Origin of the sequence: Streptomyces sp. NPDC051561, from assembly GCF_044454195.1 — a bacterium.
Taxonomy (GTDB): domain Bacteria; phylum Actinomycetota; class Actinomycetes; order Streptomycetales; family Streptomycetaceae; genus Streptomyces.
Genome location: NZ_JBITDM010000009.1, coordinates 175,831 through 191,915 on the forward strand (window position 1 = coordinate 175,831; position 16,085 = coordinate 191,915).

The following is a 16,085-nucleotide window of genomic DNA, read 5'->3' on the forward strand; positions in this document are numbered from 1 at the left end:
GCCCCCGGGGGGGGCGGGTAAGGGTGCGGGCCCCGGGTGCATCGGACATCAGCTCTGTCGGGACAGCAAGGGAGTTACTGGGTGACGAGCAAGGATCAGACGGACGAGCCCCCGGCCCGCCCGGGGCCCAGTACCTACGCCGCCGCCCGGCTGCACCTTCTGCACCAGGAGTCGCAGTCCGGGTCGCCCCGCCGTTCCGCCCTCGCGAAACTCACCGATGAGTGGGTGGGCGGGCTCTTCGGAACGGCCGCCAGGGAGACGGGGGTCAGGGGCGCCGCCCTGGTCGCCGTGGGCGGGTACGGGCGGGCGGAGCTGTCCCCGCGGAGCGACCTTGACCTGCTGCTGGTGCACGACGGGACGGCTTCCGACAAGGCGGTCGCCGCCCTGGCGGACCGCATCTGGTACCCCGTGTGGGACCTCGGTCTCGACCTCGATCACTCCGTCCGCACCCCCGCCGAAGCCCGCAAGGTCGCGGGCGAGGACCTGAAGGTGCAGCTCGGTCTGCTCGATGCCCGCCACCTCGTCGGCGACCTCGGCCTCACCACCGCCCTGCGCGCCACCGTCCTCGCCGACTGGCGCAACCAGGCCCCCAAGCGCCTGCCCGAACTGCGCGAGCTGTGCCTCGACCGGGCCGAGCGGTCAGGGGAGTTGCAGTACCTCCTGGAGCCGGACCTGAAGGAGGCGCGGGGCGGGCTCAGGGACGCCACCGCACTGCGTGCCGTCGCCGCCTCCTGGATCGCCGACGCGCCCCGGGAGGGCCTCGCCGAAGCCCGTCGCACCCTGCTCGACGTACGCGACGCACTGCACCTGGCGACCGGGCGGGCCACCGACCGCCTCGCGCTCCAGGAGCAGGACCAGGTGGCGGCGGCGCTCGGCGTGCTGGACGCGGACGTGCTGCTGCGGCAGGTGTACGAGGCCGCACGGACCATCTCGTACGCGAGTGAGGTGACCTGGCGGGAGGTCGGCCGGGTGGTGAAGGCCCGTTCGGTACGGCCACGGCTGAAGGCGCTGCTCGGCGGGCGGCCCGCACCCGAGCGGACCCCGCTCGCCGACGGTGTGGTCGAGCAGGACGGTGAGGCGGTGCTGGCGCGCAGCGCACGGCCGGAACGGGATGCGGTGCTTCCGTTGCGGGCCGCGGCCGCCGCCGCGCAGGCCGGGCTGCCGGTCAATCTGCATGTTGTACGTCAACTGGCGAGGAACACACCGCAGTTGACGGTGCCGTGGCCCGCCGAGGCGCGTGAGGAGCTGGTCACGCTGCTCGGAGCCGGGGAGTCGGCGATCGCGGTGTGGGAGGCGCTGGAGGCGGAGGGTCTGGTCACCCGGCTGCTGCCGGACTGGGAGCGGGTGCGGTGCCGGCCGCAGCGCAACCCCGTGCACACCTGGACCGTCGACCGGCACCTGCTGGAGACGGCGGTACGGGCGGCCGGGATGACCCGCCGGGTGAGCCGCCCGGACCTGCTGCTGGTGGCCGCGTTGCTGCACGACATCGGGAAGGGCTGGCCGGGGGACCACTCGGTCGCGGGGGAGACCATCGCGCGCGACATGGCGGCCCGGATCGGCTTCGGGGCGGCCGATGTGGCGGTCGTCGCCACCCTCGTACGACAGCATCTGCTGCTCGTGGAGACGGCGACCCGGCGGGACCTGGACGACCCGGCGACGGTCGGGGCGGTGGCGGAGGCGGTCGGTTCGGTGGCGACGCTGGAGCTGCTGCACGCGCTGACCGAGGCGGACGCGCTGGCGACCGGACCCGCCGCCTGGTCGGCATGGCGGGCGTCGCTGGTGGCGGAGCTGGTGCAGCGGGTGGCGGCGGTACTGGCCGGGGACCCGCTGCCGGACCCGGAACCGGCGGCGCTGACGGCGGAGCAGGAACGGCTGGTGGTGGAGGCACACCGGACGGGCGGCCCGGTGCTGGCGCTGCGGGCGCGCGAGGAGGGGGAGGAGGAGGTCACCGGTGGTGAGGGGCCGCTCGGGGCGGAGCTGCGGATCTCGGTGCCGGACCAGCCGGGGGTGCTGCCCGCGGTGGCCGGGGTGCTGGCGATGCACCGGCTGACGGTGCGGACGGCGGAGCTGCGGGAAGTGGATGTCCCCGTTCCGCAGGACGGGCCCGGCTCCGTACTCCTGCTGACCTGGCGGGTGGCGGCCGCGTACGGCTCACTGCCCGGGGCGAGCAGGCTGCGGGCGGATCTCGTACGTGCGCTGGAGGGCAGCCTGGACATCCCGGCCCGGCTGGCCGAGCGCGAGAAGGCGTACGCCACCGGACCTGCCCGCCGCAGGTCCCCCGCCCCGCCGCCCCGGGTGACGGTGGCCCCGGCGGCGTCCCGGCTGGCAACGGTGCTGGAGGTGCGCGCCCAGGACGCCCCGGGGCTGCTGCACCGGATCGGGCGGGCGCTGGACGAGGCGGGGGTACGGGTGCGCAGCGCGCATGTGTCGACGCTCGGGGCCAGCGCGGTGGACGCCTTCTATGTGACGGGAGTGGACGGGGTGCCGCTCCCGGCGACGGATGCGGCGGGGGTGGCGAAAGCGGTGGAGGGTGCGCTGGGGTAGCCGGCTGAGGGGTGCGGTCGTTCCCGACGCTCCCCGCCTGCGCGGGGACTGACGGTAATCCGGCGGGCGGGGACTGACGTTTTGCCGGGCCGGATACTCTTGGGGGCCAAGGACTCCGCCCCCAACCCGAGGATCTGCGACCACAGTGTTCGATACCCTCTCCGATCGCCTTTCCGCGACTTTCAAGAATCTCCGGGGCAAGGGCCGCTTGTCCGAGGCGGACATCGACGCCACCGCCCGCGAGATCCGTATTGCGCTGCTGGAAGCCGACGTCGCGCTGCCCGTCGTCCGCGCCTTCATCAAGAACGTCAAGGAGCGTGCCGCAGGGGCCGAGGTCTCCAAGGCCCTCAACCCTGCCCAGCAGGTTCTCAAGATTGTCAACGAGGAACTCGTCACGATCCTCGGCGGCGAGACCCGGCGTCTGCGCTTCGCCAAGTCCGGCCCGACCGTGATCATGCTCGCGGGTCTCCAGGGTGCCGGTAAGACGACCCTCGCCGGCAAGCTCGGTCTCTGGCTGAAGGGGCAGGGCCACTCCCCGCTCCTGGTGGCCTGTGACCTCCAGCGCCCCAACGCCGTCAACCAGCTGAGCGTCGTCGCCGAGCGCGCCGGCGTCGCGGTCTACGCGCCCGAGCCGGGCAACGGCGTCGGCGACCCGGTCCAGGTCGCCAAGGACTCCATCGAGTACGCGAAGACCAAGCAGTTCGACGTGGTCGTGGTCGACACCGCCGGACGCCTCGGCATCGACCAGGAGCTGATGCAGCAGGCCGCGGACATCCGCGACGCCGTCAGCCCGGACGAGATCCTCTTCGTCGTCGACGCGATGATCGGTCAGGACGCGGTCAACACGGCCGAGGCCTTCCGGGACGGCGTGGGCTTCGACGGTGTGGTGCTCTCGAAGCTGGACGGTGACGCCCGTGGTGGTGCGGCGCTGTCGATCGCGCACGTCACCGGCCGTCAGGTCATGTTCGCGTCCAACGGTGAGAAGCTCGACGAGTTCGACACCTTCCACCCGGACCGGATGGCCTCGCGCATCCTCGACATGGGTGACCTGCTCACCCTGATCGAGCAGGCGGAGAAGACCTTCAGCCAGGAAGAGGCCGCCAAAATGGCCTCCAAGCTGGCGTCCTCCAAGGGCAAGGACTTCACCCTGGACGACTTCCTGGCCCAGATGGAGCAGGTCAGGAAGATGGGTTCGATCTCCAAGCTGCTCGGCATGCTGCCGGGCATGGGGCAGATCAAGGACCAGATCAACAACATCGACGAGAAGGAAGTCGACCGCGTCGGCGCCATCATCAAGTCGATGACCCCCGCCGAGCGCGCCGAGCCGACCCTCATCAACGGCTCGCGTCGTGCCCGTATCGCCAAGGGCTCCGGTGTCGAGGTCAGCGCCGTGAAGGGCCTGGTCGAGCGGTTCTTCGAGGCCCGCAAGATGATGTCGAAGATGGCCCAGGGCGGCGGAATGCCCGGCATGCCGGGGATGCCCGGGATGGGCGGCGGCCCCGGCAAGCAGAAGAAGCAGATCAAGCAGGCCAAGGGCAAGCGCAAGAGCGGCAACCCGATGAAGCGCAAGGCCGAGGAGCAGGCGGCTGCCGAGCGCCGCGAGCAGGCCGCGCAGGGCGGCGGCGCGTTCGGTCTTCCCGCAGGTCAGGACGGCAAGGACTTCGAGCTGCCGGACGAGTTCAAGAAGCTGCTGTAGTCGTCGGCGGGGGCTTCCCCGCCGGATTTACGTCGCCGTGGGCACCCTCCCTCCGAGGGTGCCCACGGTGTTTTTGTGTCGTAACGTCCGAATATGAGCAACCCCGTGCCGCCGCGCCAGACCCCTGACCAGCCGTGGCGTTCGGAAGGTGCGCCGCCACCGCCGCCCGAGAAGAAGAAGATGCCCGGAGGGTGGGGCCGGCTGGCGCTGACCGCCCTGCTGGTTTACCTGCTGACCAATATCGTGCTCGGCTTCTTCAACGAGGGCGGCGAGCCGACGGTCGCGTACACCGAGTTCAGCAAGCAGGTCACCTCGGGGAATGTCTCCAAGATCTATTCCAAGGGCGACGCGATCCAGGGCGAGCTGAAGAAGGAACAGCCCGTTCCGGACGGCAAGAAGGACGCGAAGTACACCAAATTCATCACCCAGCGTCCGGCCTTCGCCGACGACAAGCTGTGGGACGAGCTCACCAAGGACGGTGTCACCGTCACCGCGACGCCGGTCGTCGAGGAGCGCAGCTTCCTCTCCAACCTGCTGATCTCGCTGGCCCCGATGCTGCTGCTGGTCGCGCTCTGGGTGGTCATCGCGCGGCGGATGAGCGGTGGCATGGGCGGCGGTGGCATGGGCGGGCTCGGCCGCAAGGCGCCGCCGAAGCCGGTCGAGCTGGTCGAGGGCAAGCGGACCACGTTCGAGGACGTGGCGGGCATCGACGAGGTGGAGGGCGAGCTGTCGGAGGTCGTCGACTTCCTCAAGAACCCGGACGCCTACCGGAAGCTGGGTGCCCGGATGCCCGGCGGGGTGCTCCTCGCGGGCCCGCCCGGCACCGGTAAGACCCTGCTCGCACGGGCGGTTGCCGGGGAGGCGGGGGTTCCGTTCTTCTCCGCGTCCGCCTCGGAGTTCATCGAGATGATCGTGGGCGTGGGTGCCGGACGGGTCCGCGAGCTGTTCGCGGAGGCCCGCAAGGTCGCCCCGGCGATCATCTTCATCGACGAGATCGACACCATCGGCCGGGCCCGCGGCGGCGGCTCGGGCATGGGCGGCCACGACGAGCGCGAGCAGACGCTCAACCAGATCCTCACCGAGATGGACGGCTTCTCCGGCTCCGAGGGCGTGGTCGTCATCGCCGCCACCAACCGCGTCGACGTCCTGGACCCGGCGCTCACCCGGCCCGGCCGCTTCGACCGGGTGGTGACGGTGAGCCCGCCGGACCGGGGCGGCCGCGAAGCCATCCTGAAGATCCACACCCGGTCCATCCCGCTCGCCGAGGGGGTCGACCTCGCCCAGGTCGCCCGCACGACCCCGGGCATGACCGGCGCGGACCTCGCCAACCTGGCCAACGAGGCGGCCCTGCTGGCGGTCAAGCGCAAGCAGGACGCGGTGACCCAGTCGGATCTGTCCGACGCCCTGGAGAAGGTCCAGCTCGGCGCGGAGCGACCGCTGATCATGCCGGAGGAGGAGCGCCGCAGGACGGCGTACCACGAAAGCGGTCACGCCCTGCTCGGCATGCTCCAGCCGGGCGCCGACCCGGTCCGCAAGATCACCATCGTGCCGCGCGGCCGTGCGCTCGGCGTCACCCTGTCGACGCCGGACGCCGACAAGTACGCGTACACCGAGGAGTACCTCCGCGGCAGGATCATCGGCGCACTCGGCGGGATGGCCGCCGAGCAGGTCGTCTTCCAGGTGATTACGACGGGTGCCGAGAACGACCTGGAGCAGGTCACCAACCTGGCCAGGGGAATGGTCGGCCGCTGGGGGATGAGCGAGCGGGTCGGCCGTCTCACCGCCATCCCGTCCGATGCGCAGCAGGCGTACGGTCTGTCCGCCGCGCCCGCCACCCTGGACGCGGTCGACAGCGAGATGCGCCGGATCGTCGACGAGTGCTACGCCGACGCCCTCCGCCTCCTGGAGGAGAACCGCCCCAAGCTGGACGCCCTGTCCGAGGCGCTGCTGGCCAACGAGACGCTGGAGGAGGCGGCGGCGTACGAGGCGGCGGGGATCACCCGGCTCCGCAAGGAGGGGTGATCCCGCCGTTCCCGTCTCCCCGCCGACGCGGCCGGCGGGCAGGCCTACGGCTCGCGGGCAGGCCTACGGCTCAAGGCTTACGGGCGATCAGATACCGGAACACATTCGGCATCCACACCGTCCCGTCCTGGCGCAGATACGGATGCAACGCCTCCACCAGCTCCTTCTCCACCTGCGCCAGGTCCGTGGCCCGTACCGCCGCGTCGAAGAGCCCGGTCGAGAGCAGGCCCCGTACCGCACTGTCCATGTCGCCGTACCCGAACGGGCAGGCCACCCGCCCCGAGCCGTCCGGCTTGAGACCGGCCCTGGCGGCCACGTCCTCCAGGTCGTCCCGCAGCGCGGGCCGCCAGCCGCCGGAGGTGCGCAGGGTGTCGGTCAGCCGGGCCGCCACCCGCAGCACCGCCGACGTGGCGCAGCGCTCGGGCGGGCCCCAGCCGGTCAGGACGACCGGGCTGCCGCGCCGTACCAGCGGAACGGCCTCCTCCAGGGCGGGGGTCAGACCGTCGGTGTCCCCGGCCGCGCAGCCGATCGGCGCGAAGGCGGTCACCAGGTTGTACGGAGTGCCCGGCGCCTCGGCGCTCTCGGCCGGGCCGCCGCAGACCACGGCCGCCGCGCTGTCGTCGGACTCCGGAGCCCCGTCGCCCCCGAGCCGGGTCCTGGCAAGTGCGATCCGCGCGGGATCGGTGTCGACTCCGGCGACCCTCGCGCCCCGGGAAGCCGCGACGAACAGTGCGAGCCCCGCACCGCAGTCGAGGCCGAGCAGCCGGGTGGCAGGGCCTACCTCAAGCCGCTCGTACACCGCTTCGTAGAGCGGAACCAGCATCCGTTCCTGGATCTCGGCCCAGTCACGCGCGCGTGCGAGCGCGCGCGTGCCCGGAGGTGCCGAGGCCGCGCTCGGGTGGTGCTGGACGAGCGTTGGTGTCATCGAAAGCGCCCCAATCCGCCAAGAGGTCGGTCGTGCCCTTGAATTGGCAACCCCCGTGATGTGCGCGTCGCCGCTCCCCCCATATGTCAGGGAACTGCGCATCCGTGCCCAAGTCCAGGGGGCAACAGGGCAATTGCGGGTGTACTCCGCGAGTGCGCCCCCTCATCGCGCCCGGGGTGCGCCGCACCGGGGTGAACCGCCGTACGGCGTCTGCTCCACGCGCCCCGCACGCCGCCGGGCCGCCCCGGGCGCCCGTCACAGGTGGGGGACCCACGCCCCCGTAACGGCACGGCGGACAGAGGTGCCGGGTGCGGCACAGGGGCCCCGGGTGCCGGCTGCCGCCACGGCGGGGCCGGTCCGGGTACGGGTGGGGACGTATGCGGGAGTACGCCCACGGTCGGTGCGGGCGGCGCCCGGAGTGGACGAATCGGGGCAGCGGCCCTCGTCGGGACGCATCAGCGGGAACTGACTGGTACGTGCAAATTATTTGGGATGCCCCGGAATAGGAACACGGGGGCCCTCCGGCTCGTTGTCACGTCGTGAGCACGACACCACCTGTCCTCGCCGCAGAACTGGCGCAGGCGTGGGCCGACATCCAGCGGTACCACCCCGAGCTGCCCGATCTAGCCGCGCCAGAGTCCCTGATCGGAGAGTCCTCGTCCGCCTGCGGCGTGGCTCTCTCCTTCGAACGACTGCTGCATGAGGCAGTCCACGGCATCGCCGCAGCCCGCGGCGTCCGTGACACCTCGCGCGCGGGTCGCTACCACAACCGCAGATTCCTCGCGATCGCCGAGGAGCTGGGTCTCGACCACCCCGAAGAACCGCACCCCAGCAGCGGATTCTCGCTGGTCGCCCTCAATCCCGAGGCGAAACGGCGCTACCGCCCCACCATCGAGCGGCTGACCCGTGCCCTCAAGGCGCACACGGTCGCCACCGCCGCCGATACCAAGCGGTCCTTCCGCGGCCCCGCCGCCCGGCACGGGTCGTCCGGGGGAGGAGTGCGGGTCAAGGCCGTCTGCGACTGCGGGCGCAATGTGCGCGTGGTCCCCTCGGTGCTGGCCCAGGCCCCGATCGTGTGCGGCGGCTGCGGCAAGCCGTTCCGCATCCCCGAAGTGGTGGCAGCGGCGGGCTGAGCCGGCAGGGCCGCGGCCCCGTCCGGTCGCCGCCGGACGGGGGACATCGCGTCGCAGGTGTGTGGCACAATGGGCAGCTGTACTCGACAGCCGCACAGGACCCCTCTCTCCTCCGGCTGACGCGTCCATCGGGCACTCCGAGTACCGCAACCCCACGTGGCATCCCGTTGTGCCCAACCACGTCAATTCCAGGAGAGAACACTCCAGTGCTCAAGATCAAGCTGAAGCGCCTCGGTAAGATCCGTTCGCCTCACTACCGCATCGTCGTCGCCGATGCCCGTGTGCGCCGTGACGGTCGTGCCCTCGAAGAGATCGGCCTGTACCACCCGGTGCAGAACCCGTCGCGCATCGAGGTCAACGCCGAGCGTGCGCAGTACTGGCTGTCCGTCGGCGCCCAGCCGACCGACGCCGTCCTCGCCATCCTGAAGCTCACCGGTGACTGGCAGGCCCACAAGGGTCTCCCGGCCCCCGCGCCGCTGCTCCAGCCGGCGACCAAGGAAGACAAGCGCGCTTCCTTCGACGCTTTCGCCAAGGCCCTTGAGGGTGGCGACGCCAAGGGCGAGGCCATCACCCCGAAGGCGAAGAAGGCCGACAAGAAGACGGAAGAGGCTCCGGCCGAAGCCGCCGCTGAGTCGACCGAGGCCTGAGCATGCTCGAGGAGGCTCTTGAGCACCTCGTGAAGGGCATCGTGGACAACCCCGACGACGTGCAGGTCGCCTCGCGCACCCTGCGTCGCGGACGTGTCCTTGAGGTCCGGGTGCACCCCGACGACCTCGGCAAGGTGATCGGCCGCAACGGCCGTACCGCCCGCGCCCTGCGTACCGTCGTGGGGGCCATCGGTGGCCGTGGAATCCGCGTCGACCTCGTCGACGTGGACGCCGCCCACTGAGCCTTAGGCAGTAGAGCATTACCGGCAGGGGCCGGGGAGGGCTTCGGCCCGCCCCGGCCCCTTGTCATTTTCGTTCCCGAACAGGAGAAACCAGAGTGCAGCTGGTAGTCGCGCGGATCGGCCGCGCCCACGGAATCAAGGGCGAGGTCACCGTCGAGGTGCGCACGGACGAGCCCGAGCTGCGGCTCGGTCCCGGCGCCGTACTGACCACGGACCCCGCGGGGGTGGGCCCGCTGACCGTCGAGACCGGCCGGGTGCACAGCGGCCGGCTGCTGCTGCGCTTCGTCGGCTACAAGGACCGCACGGCGGCCGAGTCCCTGCGCAACACCCTGCTGATCTCCGACGTGGACCCCGAGGAGCGTCCGGAAGACCCCGAGGAGTTCTACGACCACCAGCTGATCGACCTGGACGTGGTCCTCGCCGACGGCACCGAGATCGGCCGGATCACCGAGATCACCCACCTGCCCTCGCAGGACCTGTTCATCGTGGAGCGCCCCGACGGCAGCGAGGTGATGATCCCCTTCGTGGAGGAGATCGTCCTCTCGATCGACCTGACCGAGCAGCGCGCGGTCATCGACCCGCCGCCCGGCCTGATCGACGAGAGCGAGGCCGTCGTCGCCTCCACCAGGGACGACGACGCGGACGCCGGCGAGGCATCCGGCTCCGGCGACGCGGGCTCCGAAGCGGCCTCGGACTCCGAAGCGGCCTCCGGCTCCAAAGCGGCCTCCGGCTCCGAAGAGGACGCGAAGTAATGCGGCTCGACGTCGTCACGATCTTCCCCGAGTACCTGGAGCCGCTGAACGTCTCCCTGGTCGGCAAGGCCCGCCACCGCGGCGTCCTCGACGTCCAGGTGCACGACCTCCGCGACTGGACGTACGACCGCCACAACACCGTCGACGACACCCCCTACGGCGGCGGCCCCGGCATGGTCATGAAGACCGACCCCTGGGGAGAGTGCCTCGACCAGGCGCTCGCCGACGGTTACGAGGCAGGGGCCCGCGGCCCCGCCATGGTCGTCCCCACCCCCAGCGGCCGCCCCTTCACCCAGGAACTCGCGGTCGAGCTCTCCGAGCGGCCCTGGCTGGTCTTCACGCCCGCCCGCTACGAGGGCATCGACCGCCGGGTGATGGACGAGTACGCGACCCGGATGCCGGTCTACGAGGTCTCCATCGGGGACTACGTGCTGGCCGGCGGCGAGGCGGCCGTCCTGGTCATCACCGAGGCCGTCGCCCGCCTGCTGCCCGGTGTGCTCGGCAACGCCGAGTCCCACCAGGACGACTCCTTCGCCCCCGGCGCCATGGCCAACCTCCTCGAAGGCCCCGTCTACACCAAGCCCCCCGAGTGGCGCGGGCGCACCATCCCCGACGTACTCCTCAGCGGGCACCACGGGAAGATCGCCCGCTGGCGGCGGGACGAGGCGCTGCGCCGCACGACCGCCAACCGGCCCGACCTGATCGAGCGCACCGACCCCGCCGCCTTCGACAAGAAGGACCGGGAAATGCTCTCCATCCTGGGCTGGCGGCCGGGCCCCGACGGCCGATTTGGGCCGAGCCCCGAGGCCGTGGAAGAATAGGTCGCTGTTGTCCGTCCACGTGCGCCCCTGCCACAGGGGGAACGACGCACCCCCGGACGTGATCAGCAAAATCATCTCTCTCCGATATGCCGCTGATGACCTGTGGCATCAGCGAAGAAAGCAGACACACATGTCTCACCTGCTCGACGCCGTCGACGCTGCCTCCATCCGCAGCGACGTCCCGGCCTTCCGCCCCGGTGACACCGTCAACGTGCACGTGCGCGTCATCGAAGGCAACCGCTCCCGTGTGCAGCAGTTCAAGGGTGTAGTCATCCGTCGCCAGGGTGCGGGCGTCCGCGAGACCTTCACGGTCCGCAAGGTCTCCTTCTCCGTCGGCGTCGAGCGCACCTTCCCGGTGAACTCCCCGATCTTCGAGAAGATCGAGGTCGTGACCCGCGGTGACGTCCGTCGCGCGAAGCTGTACTACCTCCGTGAGCTGCGCGGCAAGGCCGCCAAGATCAAGGAGAAGCGCGACAACTGATCGCGCCTCTGGTGCCCGGTACCGGCCGGATAGGCTCGGCTCCGATGGACACCGAAGCAGCACCACACCCGGAGCGCGACCGCTCGCCCGCCCCCTCGCAGGGGCCGGCGCGGCGGTCGCGCTCCGCGCGTTTTCCGGGGCGTCCCGCAGGTGCGCTGCCGGGGTCCCGCAGCCCTTCGGGACCGGGCCCCGTGCGGTCCTCGGACCTGGTACGCCGGCGTGGTCACCGCCCCCTGCTGCTCGCCGTCGCCTGCGTCGCCTTCCTGCTGGTGCTCAGCAGCTTCGTGATGCAGCCCTTCCTGATCCCCAGCACCTCGATGCAGCCCACCCTCCAGGTCGGCGACCGGATCCTGGTGAACAAGCTGGCGTACCGTTTCGGCGCCGAGCCCGCACGCGGTGATGTGGTGGTCTTCGACGGCCGGGGTTCTTTCGTACGGGAGGAACCCGAGGTCAACCCCCTGGCGGGCGCGCTGCGTTGGGGCGGTGCGGCGCTCGGCCTCACCGAACCCGCCGAGACGGACTTCGTGAAGCGGGTGGTGGGCGTGGGCGGCGACCGGGTGGTCTGCTGCGACAAGCGGGGGAGGCTCCGGGTGAACGGGACGAGCGTCGAGGAGCCCTATCTGTACCCGGGCAACCCCCCGTCCCGGGTGCCCTTCGACATCGTCGTACCCGCCGGGACGCTGTGGATGATGGGCGACCACCGCTCCCGCTCCAGCGACTCCCGTGACCATCTGGGCAGCCCCGGCGGGGGCATGGTGCCGTTGGACCGGGTGATCGGCAGGGCCGACCGGATCGGCTGGCCGTTCGGGCGGTGGGGTGCCGTGGAGCCCTCGGACGCCTTCGCGGACGTGCGACAGCCGGCCGCGTCCCATGGGTAGCCGCGGTCGCGACCGTGCGCGGACGACGCCGGAGGAGACCCCGCTGCCGACCGGCAGCAGGCCCACCGTGCCCGCCGGGCCGAGGCCGGGCCCCGGGCGGGCCGAGCGGCGCAAGCTGGCCCGCCGGGTCAAGCGGCGGCGGCGCAGATCGGCGATCAAGGAGATACCCGTCCTCATAGTCGTGGCGCTGCTGATCGCGCTCGTACTGAAGACGTTCCTGGTGCAGGCCTTCGTGATCCCGTCGGGCTCGATGGAGCAGACGATCCGGATCGGCGACCGGGTGCTGGTCGACAAGCTGACCCCGTGGTTCGGGTCGCGGCCGGAGCGCGGCGAGGTCGTCGTCTTCAAGGACCCGGGCGGCTGGCTGGAGCAGGAGAAGAAGCCCGCGGAGCCGGACCCGGTGGGGGTCAAGCAGGTCAAGGAGGGGCTGACCTGGATCGGACTGCTGCCGTCCGCGGACGAGCAGGACCTGATCAAGCGGGTGATCGCGGTCGGCGGGGACACCGTGAAGTGCTGCGACAAAAATGGTCAGGTAACCGTCAACGGCGTACCCCTCAGTGAACCCTTTGTGTTTCCGAACGACCGGCCCTCCAAGATTCCCTTCGAGGTGAAGGTGCCCGACGGGCGGCTCTTCGTGATGGGGGACCACCGGTCGAATTCTGCCGATTCCCGGTACCACCTGGACGGGAAGTATCAGGGAACGGTCGCGGAGGACGGTGTGGTCGGCCGGGCCGTCGTCATCGGCTGGCCGATCGGGCACTGGCGCAAGCTGGAGGTCCCCGAGACCTTCGCCCGGATTCCCGAGCCGCGTGCCAAGGCGGCCGCTGCGGGACAACCGCCGGATAGGGTGGCGTCCCAGGATCGATGAGGTCCTACTCCCGAGCCCAGGGGAACTCCCGCTCGTTATGGGAGTGGTGGGCCTGTGCCTTGTCGGGCGCGGGCGGCGGCACGGAGTGAGGAGTGGACGTGGGGGATGTGGCGGTCGGAGCCCGGTCCGGGCACGACGGATCCGAGGACGAACCCGAGCGCCGGCGGCGGACGGAGGCGTCCCCGGCCGGTGCCACGGACGCGGCTCCCGCGGACTCGGCCACCGGGAGCACCGCTCCCCGGGGCGCGGCTCCCACGGGCGCGGCCCCTGCGGGCCCGGCTCCCGGGGGCCCGGCTCCCGCAGGTACGGCGACGGGGCAGACGAACGGTGAATCGGTGAGTGACACGCACAACGGCCCGCCGGACGGCTCGGGGCACAGCGGCGGCAACGGTCGCGGAGGCGACGGCGACGGCGCCCACGACGACGAGGCCCCCCGGGCGGAGCGCAAGCAGCGGTCCTTCTGGAAGGAACTGCCGCTGCTGATCGGTATCGCGCTGCTCCTCGCGCTGCTGATCAAGACCTTCCTGGTACAGGCGTTCTCGATTCCCTCGGAATCGATGCAGGAGACCCTCCAGCGGGGTGACCGGGTGCTGGTCGACAAACTGACCCCTTGGTTCGGCGCCGAGCCGGAGCGCGGCGAGGTCGTCGTCTTCCACGACCCGGGCGGCTGGCTGAACGACACGGCGGTGGCCGAGCCCAACGCCGTGCAGAAGGTGCTCAGCTTCATCGGCCTGATGCCGTCCGCCGAGGACAAGGACCTGATCAAGCGGGTCATCGCGGTCGGCGGCGACACCGTGGAGTGCAAGGCCGGCGGTTCGGTCCACGTCAACGGCCATGCGCTGGACGACAAGTCGTACATCTCGCCGCAGGGTTCCCCGTGCGACGACAAGCCCTTCGGCCCGCTCAAGGTCCCGGCCAACAAGCTCTGGGTCATGGGCGACAACCGGAAGAACTCCCTCGACTCCCGCTACCACCAGGAGATCGCGGGCGGCGGCATGGTCGACACCGAGGAGGTCGTCGGGCGGGCCGTCGTGGTGGCCTGGCCGATCAGCCGCTGGTCGACGCTGCCGGTACCGGACACCTTCGACCAGCCGGGTCTGGCGAGCGCCACCGCGGCCGCGGCATCCGTCGCTCCCGGTGCGCTCGGTGTGGCCGGTGCGATTCCGCTGGTGCTTTGGCGCCGCAGGAGGCTGACCAGCGGGCGTACCGACGGGTAGGGTGCCGTCCCAGATCGTTGATCTCCGAAAGCAGGGGGAGCGCTGGGATGGGCCAAGCAGGACGCAGGGAAACGGACGGCCGCGGCCGCCTCGGCAGTGTGCTGTCGGGGCTGGCCGTGGCCGTCGGCTGTGTGCTCTTCCTCGGCGGATTCGCCTGGGGAGCGGTGGTGTACAAGCCGTACACGGTGCCCTCGGACTCGATGACCCCGTCGATCAACACCGGGGACCGGGTGCTCGCCGAGCGAATATCGGGCGACGAGGTGCGCCGCGGGGACGTGGTGGTCTTCACCGACAGGACCTGGGCCGCGATGCCGATGGTCAAGCGGGTGGTGGGCGTCGGCGGCGACAAGGTCGTCTGCTGCGACAAGCAGAGCCGGCTGGCGGTCAACGGGCAGCCCCTGGACGAGCCCTATGTGAGCTCCAAGGAGGGCACCGCCTCCCAGCCCTTCAGCGCCACCGTGCCCGAGGGTGAACTCTTCCTGCTCGGTGACGAGCGCCGTACGTCGGTGGACTCGCGGGGGCATCTGATGGACTCCACCAAGGGCACGGTCCCGGTGACCGAGGTCGCGGCCAGGGTGGACGCCGTCGCCTGGCCCGTGGGAGGCGTGCTGGAACGGCCGCGGGCCTTTGCCTCGCTGCCCGGCGGAGTGTCGGAGCCGGGGCCGGTGAAATTGCTGGTGACGGCGGTCGTGGCGGGTGTGGTGCTGATCTTCGGCGGGGCCGCCTACGGGCCGCTGTCGAAGCTGGGCGGGCGACGGAAGGTACGGGTGTGACGGCGGTGGAGAACGCGACGGGGAACACCACGGGTGGCGCGCCGGGTAGCGCGACGGGTGACGCATCGGACAGCGCGTCCGAGAAGCAGCTGCGGAAGGTCGCGCGGGTCATCCTGCTCGACCCGCAGGACCGGGTACTGCTGATGCACGGCTTCGAGCCCGCGGACCCGGACCGCAGGTGGTGGTTCACGCCCGGCGGCGGCCTGGAGGGCGACGAGACCTGGGCCGAGGCGGCACTGCGCGAACTCGCCGAGGAGACCGGGATCACCGACGTGACTCTCGGGCCGGTTCTCTGGCAGCGGATTTGCTCCTTCGAGTTCGACGGGCGGCGCTGGGACCAGGACGAATGGTTTTATTTGGCGCGTACGAAGCAGACCGAGACGGTGCTGACCGGGCTCACCGAGCTGGAGCAGCGCAGCGTCGCAGGACTGCGGTGGTGGTCTTCCCCCGCACTTTCGCGGACGCGTGAGACGGTGTACCCGACCAGGCTCGCCGAGTTGCTGCGCACGCTGCTCGACGAGGGTCCCCCGAGTACGCCGATCGTCCTGGCCCCGGAAACCGAATAGGGGCGTACGGGGCTGGCGCACAATAGGGGGACGCACGGCTGAAGGGGAACATGCCATGAGCGCCGAGGACCTCGAAAAGTACGAGACCGAGATGGAGCTGAAGCTCTACCGGGAGTACCGCGATGTCGTCGGTCTGTTCAAATATGTGATCGAGACCGAACGGCGCTTCTACCTCACCAACGACTACGAGATGCAGGTGCACTCGGTCCAGGGCGAGGTGTTTTTCGAAGTATCGATGGCGGACGCGTGGGTCTGGGACATGTACCGGCCCGCCAGGTTCGTCAAGCAGGTACGGGTGCTCACGTTCAAGGACGTGAACGTGGAGGAGCTCAACAAGAGCGACCTGGAGCTGCCGGGGAGCTGAGCCCTCGTGGGAAACGAAAGCTCTTGGGGAGAAGGCAGCCCTCGTGGGAGACGAGAGTCCTTGTGGGGGCCGAGTGCTTCCTGAGGGTGGCCAGGTTTTCCACAATGGCGAGGTTTTCCCCATGATCCAATAGCTTGCGGAGATTGCGTCACATTC

The 16,085-nt window shown here is 70.8% G+C and carries 15 protein-coding genes and 1 pseudogene; 15 read left to right on the forward strand and 1 reads right to left on the reverse strand.

Translation table 11 applies throughout. The features are described 5' to 3' along the window. The first annotated feature begins 81 nt into the window (after positions 1-81). The 3 genes from ACIA73_RS21685 to ftsH all read left to right on the forward strand — a co-directional run bounded on the left by ACIA73_RS21685 (position 82) and on the right by ftsH (position 6,262). On the forward strand, positions 82-2,544 hold the full coding sequence (locus ACIA73_RS21685) for a [protein-PII] uridylyltransferase (protein WP_399440262.1): 2,463 nt from the start codon (positions 82-84) through the stop codon (positions 2,542-2,544). Between the two features lie 145 nt (positions 2,545-2,689). Next, complete coding sequence (gene ffh, locus ACIA73_RS21690; RefSeq protein WP_399440263.1) at positions 2,690-4,240, forward strand: signal recognition particle protein; 1,551 nt, start codon at positions 2,690-2,692, stop codon at positions 4,238-4,240. 93 nt (positions 4,241-4,333) lie between these two features. Continuing rightward, on the forward strand, positions 4,334-6,262 hold the full coding sequence (gene ftsH, locus ACIA73_RS21695; RefSeq protein WP_399440264.1) for an ATP-dependent zinc metalloprotease FtsH: 1,929 nt from the start codon (positions 4,334-4,336) through the stop codon (positions 6,260-6,262). A 70-nt stretch (positions 6,263-6,332) separates the two neighbouring features. On the opposite strand, the gene ACIA73_RS21700 is transcribed toward ftsH, so the two are convergent. Next, positions 6,333-7,187, reverse strand: coding sequence for a class I SAM-dependent methyltransferase (locus tag ACIA73_RS21700; protein ID WP_399440265.1), 855 nt, complete (start codon positions 7,185-7,187; stop codon positions 6,333-6,335). Positions 7,188-7,726: 539 nt separating this feature from the next. On the opposite strand from ACIA73_RS21700, the gene ACIA73_RS21705 reads away from it, so the two are divergent. From ACIA73_RS21705 to ACIA73_RS21760, 12 genes and pseudogenes are all read left to right on the forward strand, one after another. After that, entirely contained in the window at positions 7,727-8,320 is a 594-nt protein-coding gene (locus ACIA73_RS21705) for a hypothetical protein (RefSeq protein ID WP_399440266.1), read from the forward strand. A 206-nt stretch (positions 8,321-8,526) separates the two neighbouring features. Continuing rightward, entirely contained in the window at positions 8,527-8,967 is a 441-nt protein-coding gene (gene rpsP / locus ACIA73_RS21710; RefSeq protein WP_399440267.1) for a 30S ribosomal protein S16, read from the forward strand. Between the two features lie 2 nt (positions 8,968-8,969). After that, on the forward strand, positions 8,970-9,209 hold the full coding sequence (locus tag ACIA73_RS21715; RefSeq protein WP_384344508.1) for an RNA-binding protein: 240 nt from the start codon (positions 8,970-8,972) through the stop codon (positions 9,207-9,209). Positions 9,210-9,304: 95 nt separating this feature from the next. After that, positions 9,305-9,961: a ribosome maturation factor RimM gene (rimM, locus tag ACIA73_RS21720; RefSeq protein WP_399440268.1), complete on the forward strand. Its 657-nt coding sequence runs from the start codon at positions 9,305-9,307 to the stop codon at positions 9,959-9,961. Next, on the forward strand, positions 9,961-10,782 hold the full coding sequence (gene trmD / locus ACIA73_RS21725) for a tRNA (guanosine(37)-N1)-methyltransferase TrmD (RefSeq protein WP_399440269.1): 822 nt from the start codon (positions 9,961-9,963) through the stop codon (positions 10,780-10,782). The genes rimM and trmD overlap by 1 nt, the downstream gene beginning before the upstream one ends. 130 nt (positions 10,783-10,912) lie before the next feature. Then, complete coding sequence (rplS, locus tag ACIA73_RS21730) at positions 10,913-11,263, forward strand: 50S ribosomal protein L19 (protein ID WP_389245118.1); 351 nt, start codon at positions 10,913-10,915, stop codon at positions 11,261-11,263. A 44-nt stretch (positions 11,264-11,307) separates the two neighbouring features. After that, on the forward strand, positions 11,308-12,141 hold the full coding sequence (gene lepB / locus ACIA73_RS21735; RefSeq protein ID WP_399440270.1) for a signal peptidase I: 834 nt from the start codon (positions 11,308-11,310) through the stop codon (positions 12,139-12,141). Then, positions 12,134-13,196, forward strand: a pseudogene (lepB, locus tag ACIA73_RS21740) (signal peptidase I); the annotation flags it as partial. The gene lepB (ACIA73_RS21735) and the pseudogene lepB (ACIA73_RS21740), both read left to right, overlap by 8 nt. Continuing rightward, positions 13,117-14,226, forward strand: coding sequence for a signal peptidase I (gene lepB, locus ACIA73_RS21745; protein ID WP_399440271.1), 1,110 nt, complete (start codon positions 13,117-13,119; stop codon positions 14,224-14,226). The pseudogene lepB (ACIA73_RS21740) and the gene lepB (ACIA73_RS21745), both read left to right, overlap by 80 nt. Positions 14,227-14,273: 47 nt before the next feature. Beyond that, positions 14,274-14,999, forward strand: coding sequence for a signal peptidase I (gene lepB / locus ACIA73_RS21750; RefSeq protein WP_399440272.1), 726 nt, complete (start codon positions 14,274-14,276; stop codon positions 14,997-14,999). 89 nt (positions 15,000-15,088) lie between these two features. Then, complete coding sequence (locus ACIA73_RS21755) at positions 15,089-15,565, forward strand: NUDIX hydrolase (protein ID WP_399440376.1); 477 nt, start codon at positions 15,089-15,091, stop codon at positions 15,563-15,565. 55 nt (positions 15,566-15,620) lie between these two features. Further along, a complete protein-coding gene (locus ACIA73_RS21760; RefSeq protein ID WP_266658744.1) occupies positions 15,621-15,929 on the forward strand; it encodes a DUF2469 domain-containing protein in 309 nt (102 codons plus the stop codon). Positions 15,930-16,085 lie beyond the last annotated feature (156 nt).

What these genes read in the sequence shown, in the direction of transcription:
- ftsH (WP_399440264.1), top strand. Translation starts at nt 4,334, where the DNA reads ATGAGCAACCCCGTGCCGCCGCGCCAGACCCCTGACCAGCCGTGGCGT.
- ACIA73_RS21700 (WP_399440265.1), bottom strand. Translation starts at nt 7,187, where the DNA reads ATGACACCAACGCTCGTCCAGCACCACCCGAGCGCGGCCTCGGCACCT.
- ACIA73_RS21715 (WP_384344508.1), top strand. Translation starts at nt 8,970, where the DNA reads ATGCTCGAGGAGGCTCTTGAGCACCTCGTGAAGGGCATCGTGGACAAC.
- trmD (WP_399440269.1), top strand. Translation starts at nt 9,961, where the DNA reads ATGCGGCTCGACGTCGTCACGATCTTCCCCGAGTACCTGGAGCCGCTG.
- rplS (WP_389245118.1), top strand. Translation starts at nt 10,913, where the DNA reads ATGTCTCACCTGCTCGACGCCGTCGACGCTGCCTCCATCCGCAGCGAC.
- lepB (WP_399440270.1), top strand. Translation starts at nt 11,308, where the DNA reads ATGGACACCGAAGCAGCACCACACCCGGAGCGCGACCGCTCGCCCGCC.
- lepB (WP_399440272.1), top strand. Translation starts at nt 14,274, where the DNA reads ATGGGCCAAGCAGGACGCAGGGAAACGGACGGCCGCGGCCGCCTCGGC.
- ACIA73_RS21760 (WP_266658744.1), top strand. Translation starts at nt 15,621, where the DNA reads ATGAGCGCCGAGGACCTCGAAAAGTACGAGACCGAGATGGAGCTGAAG.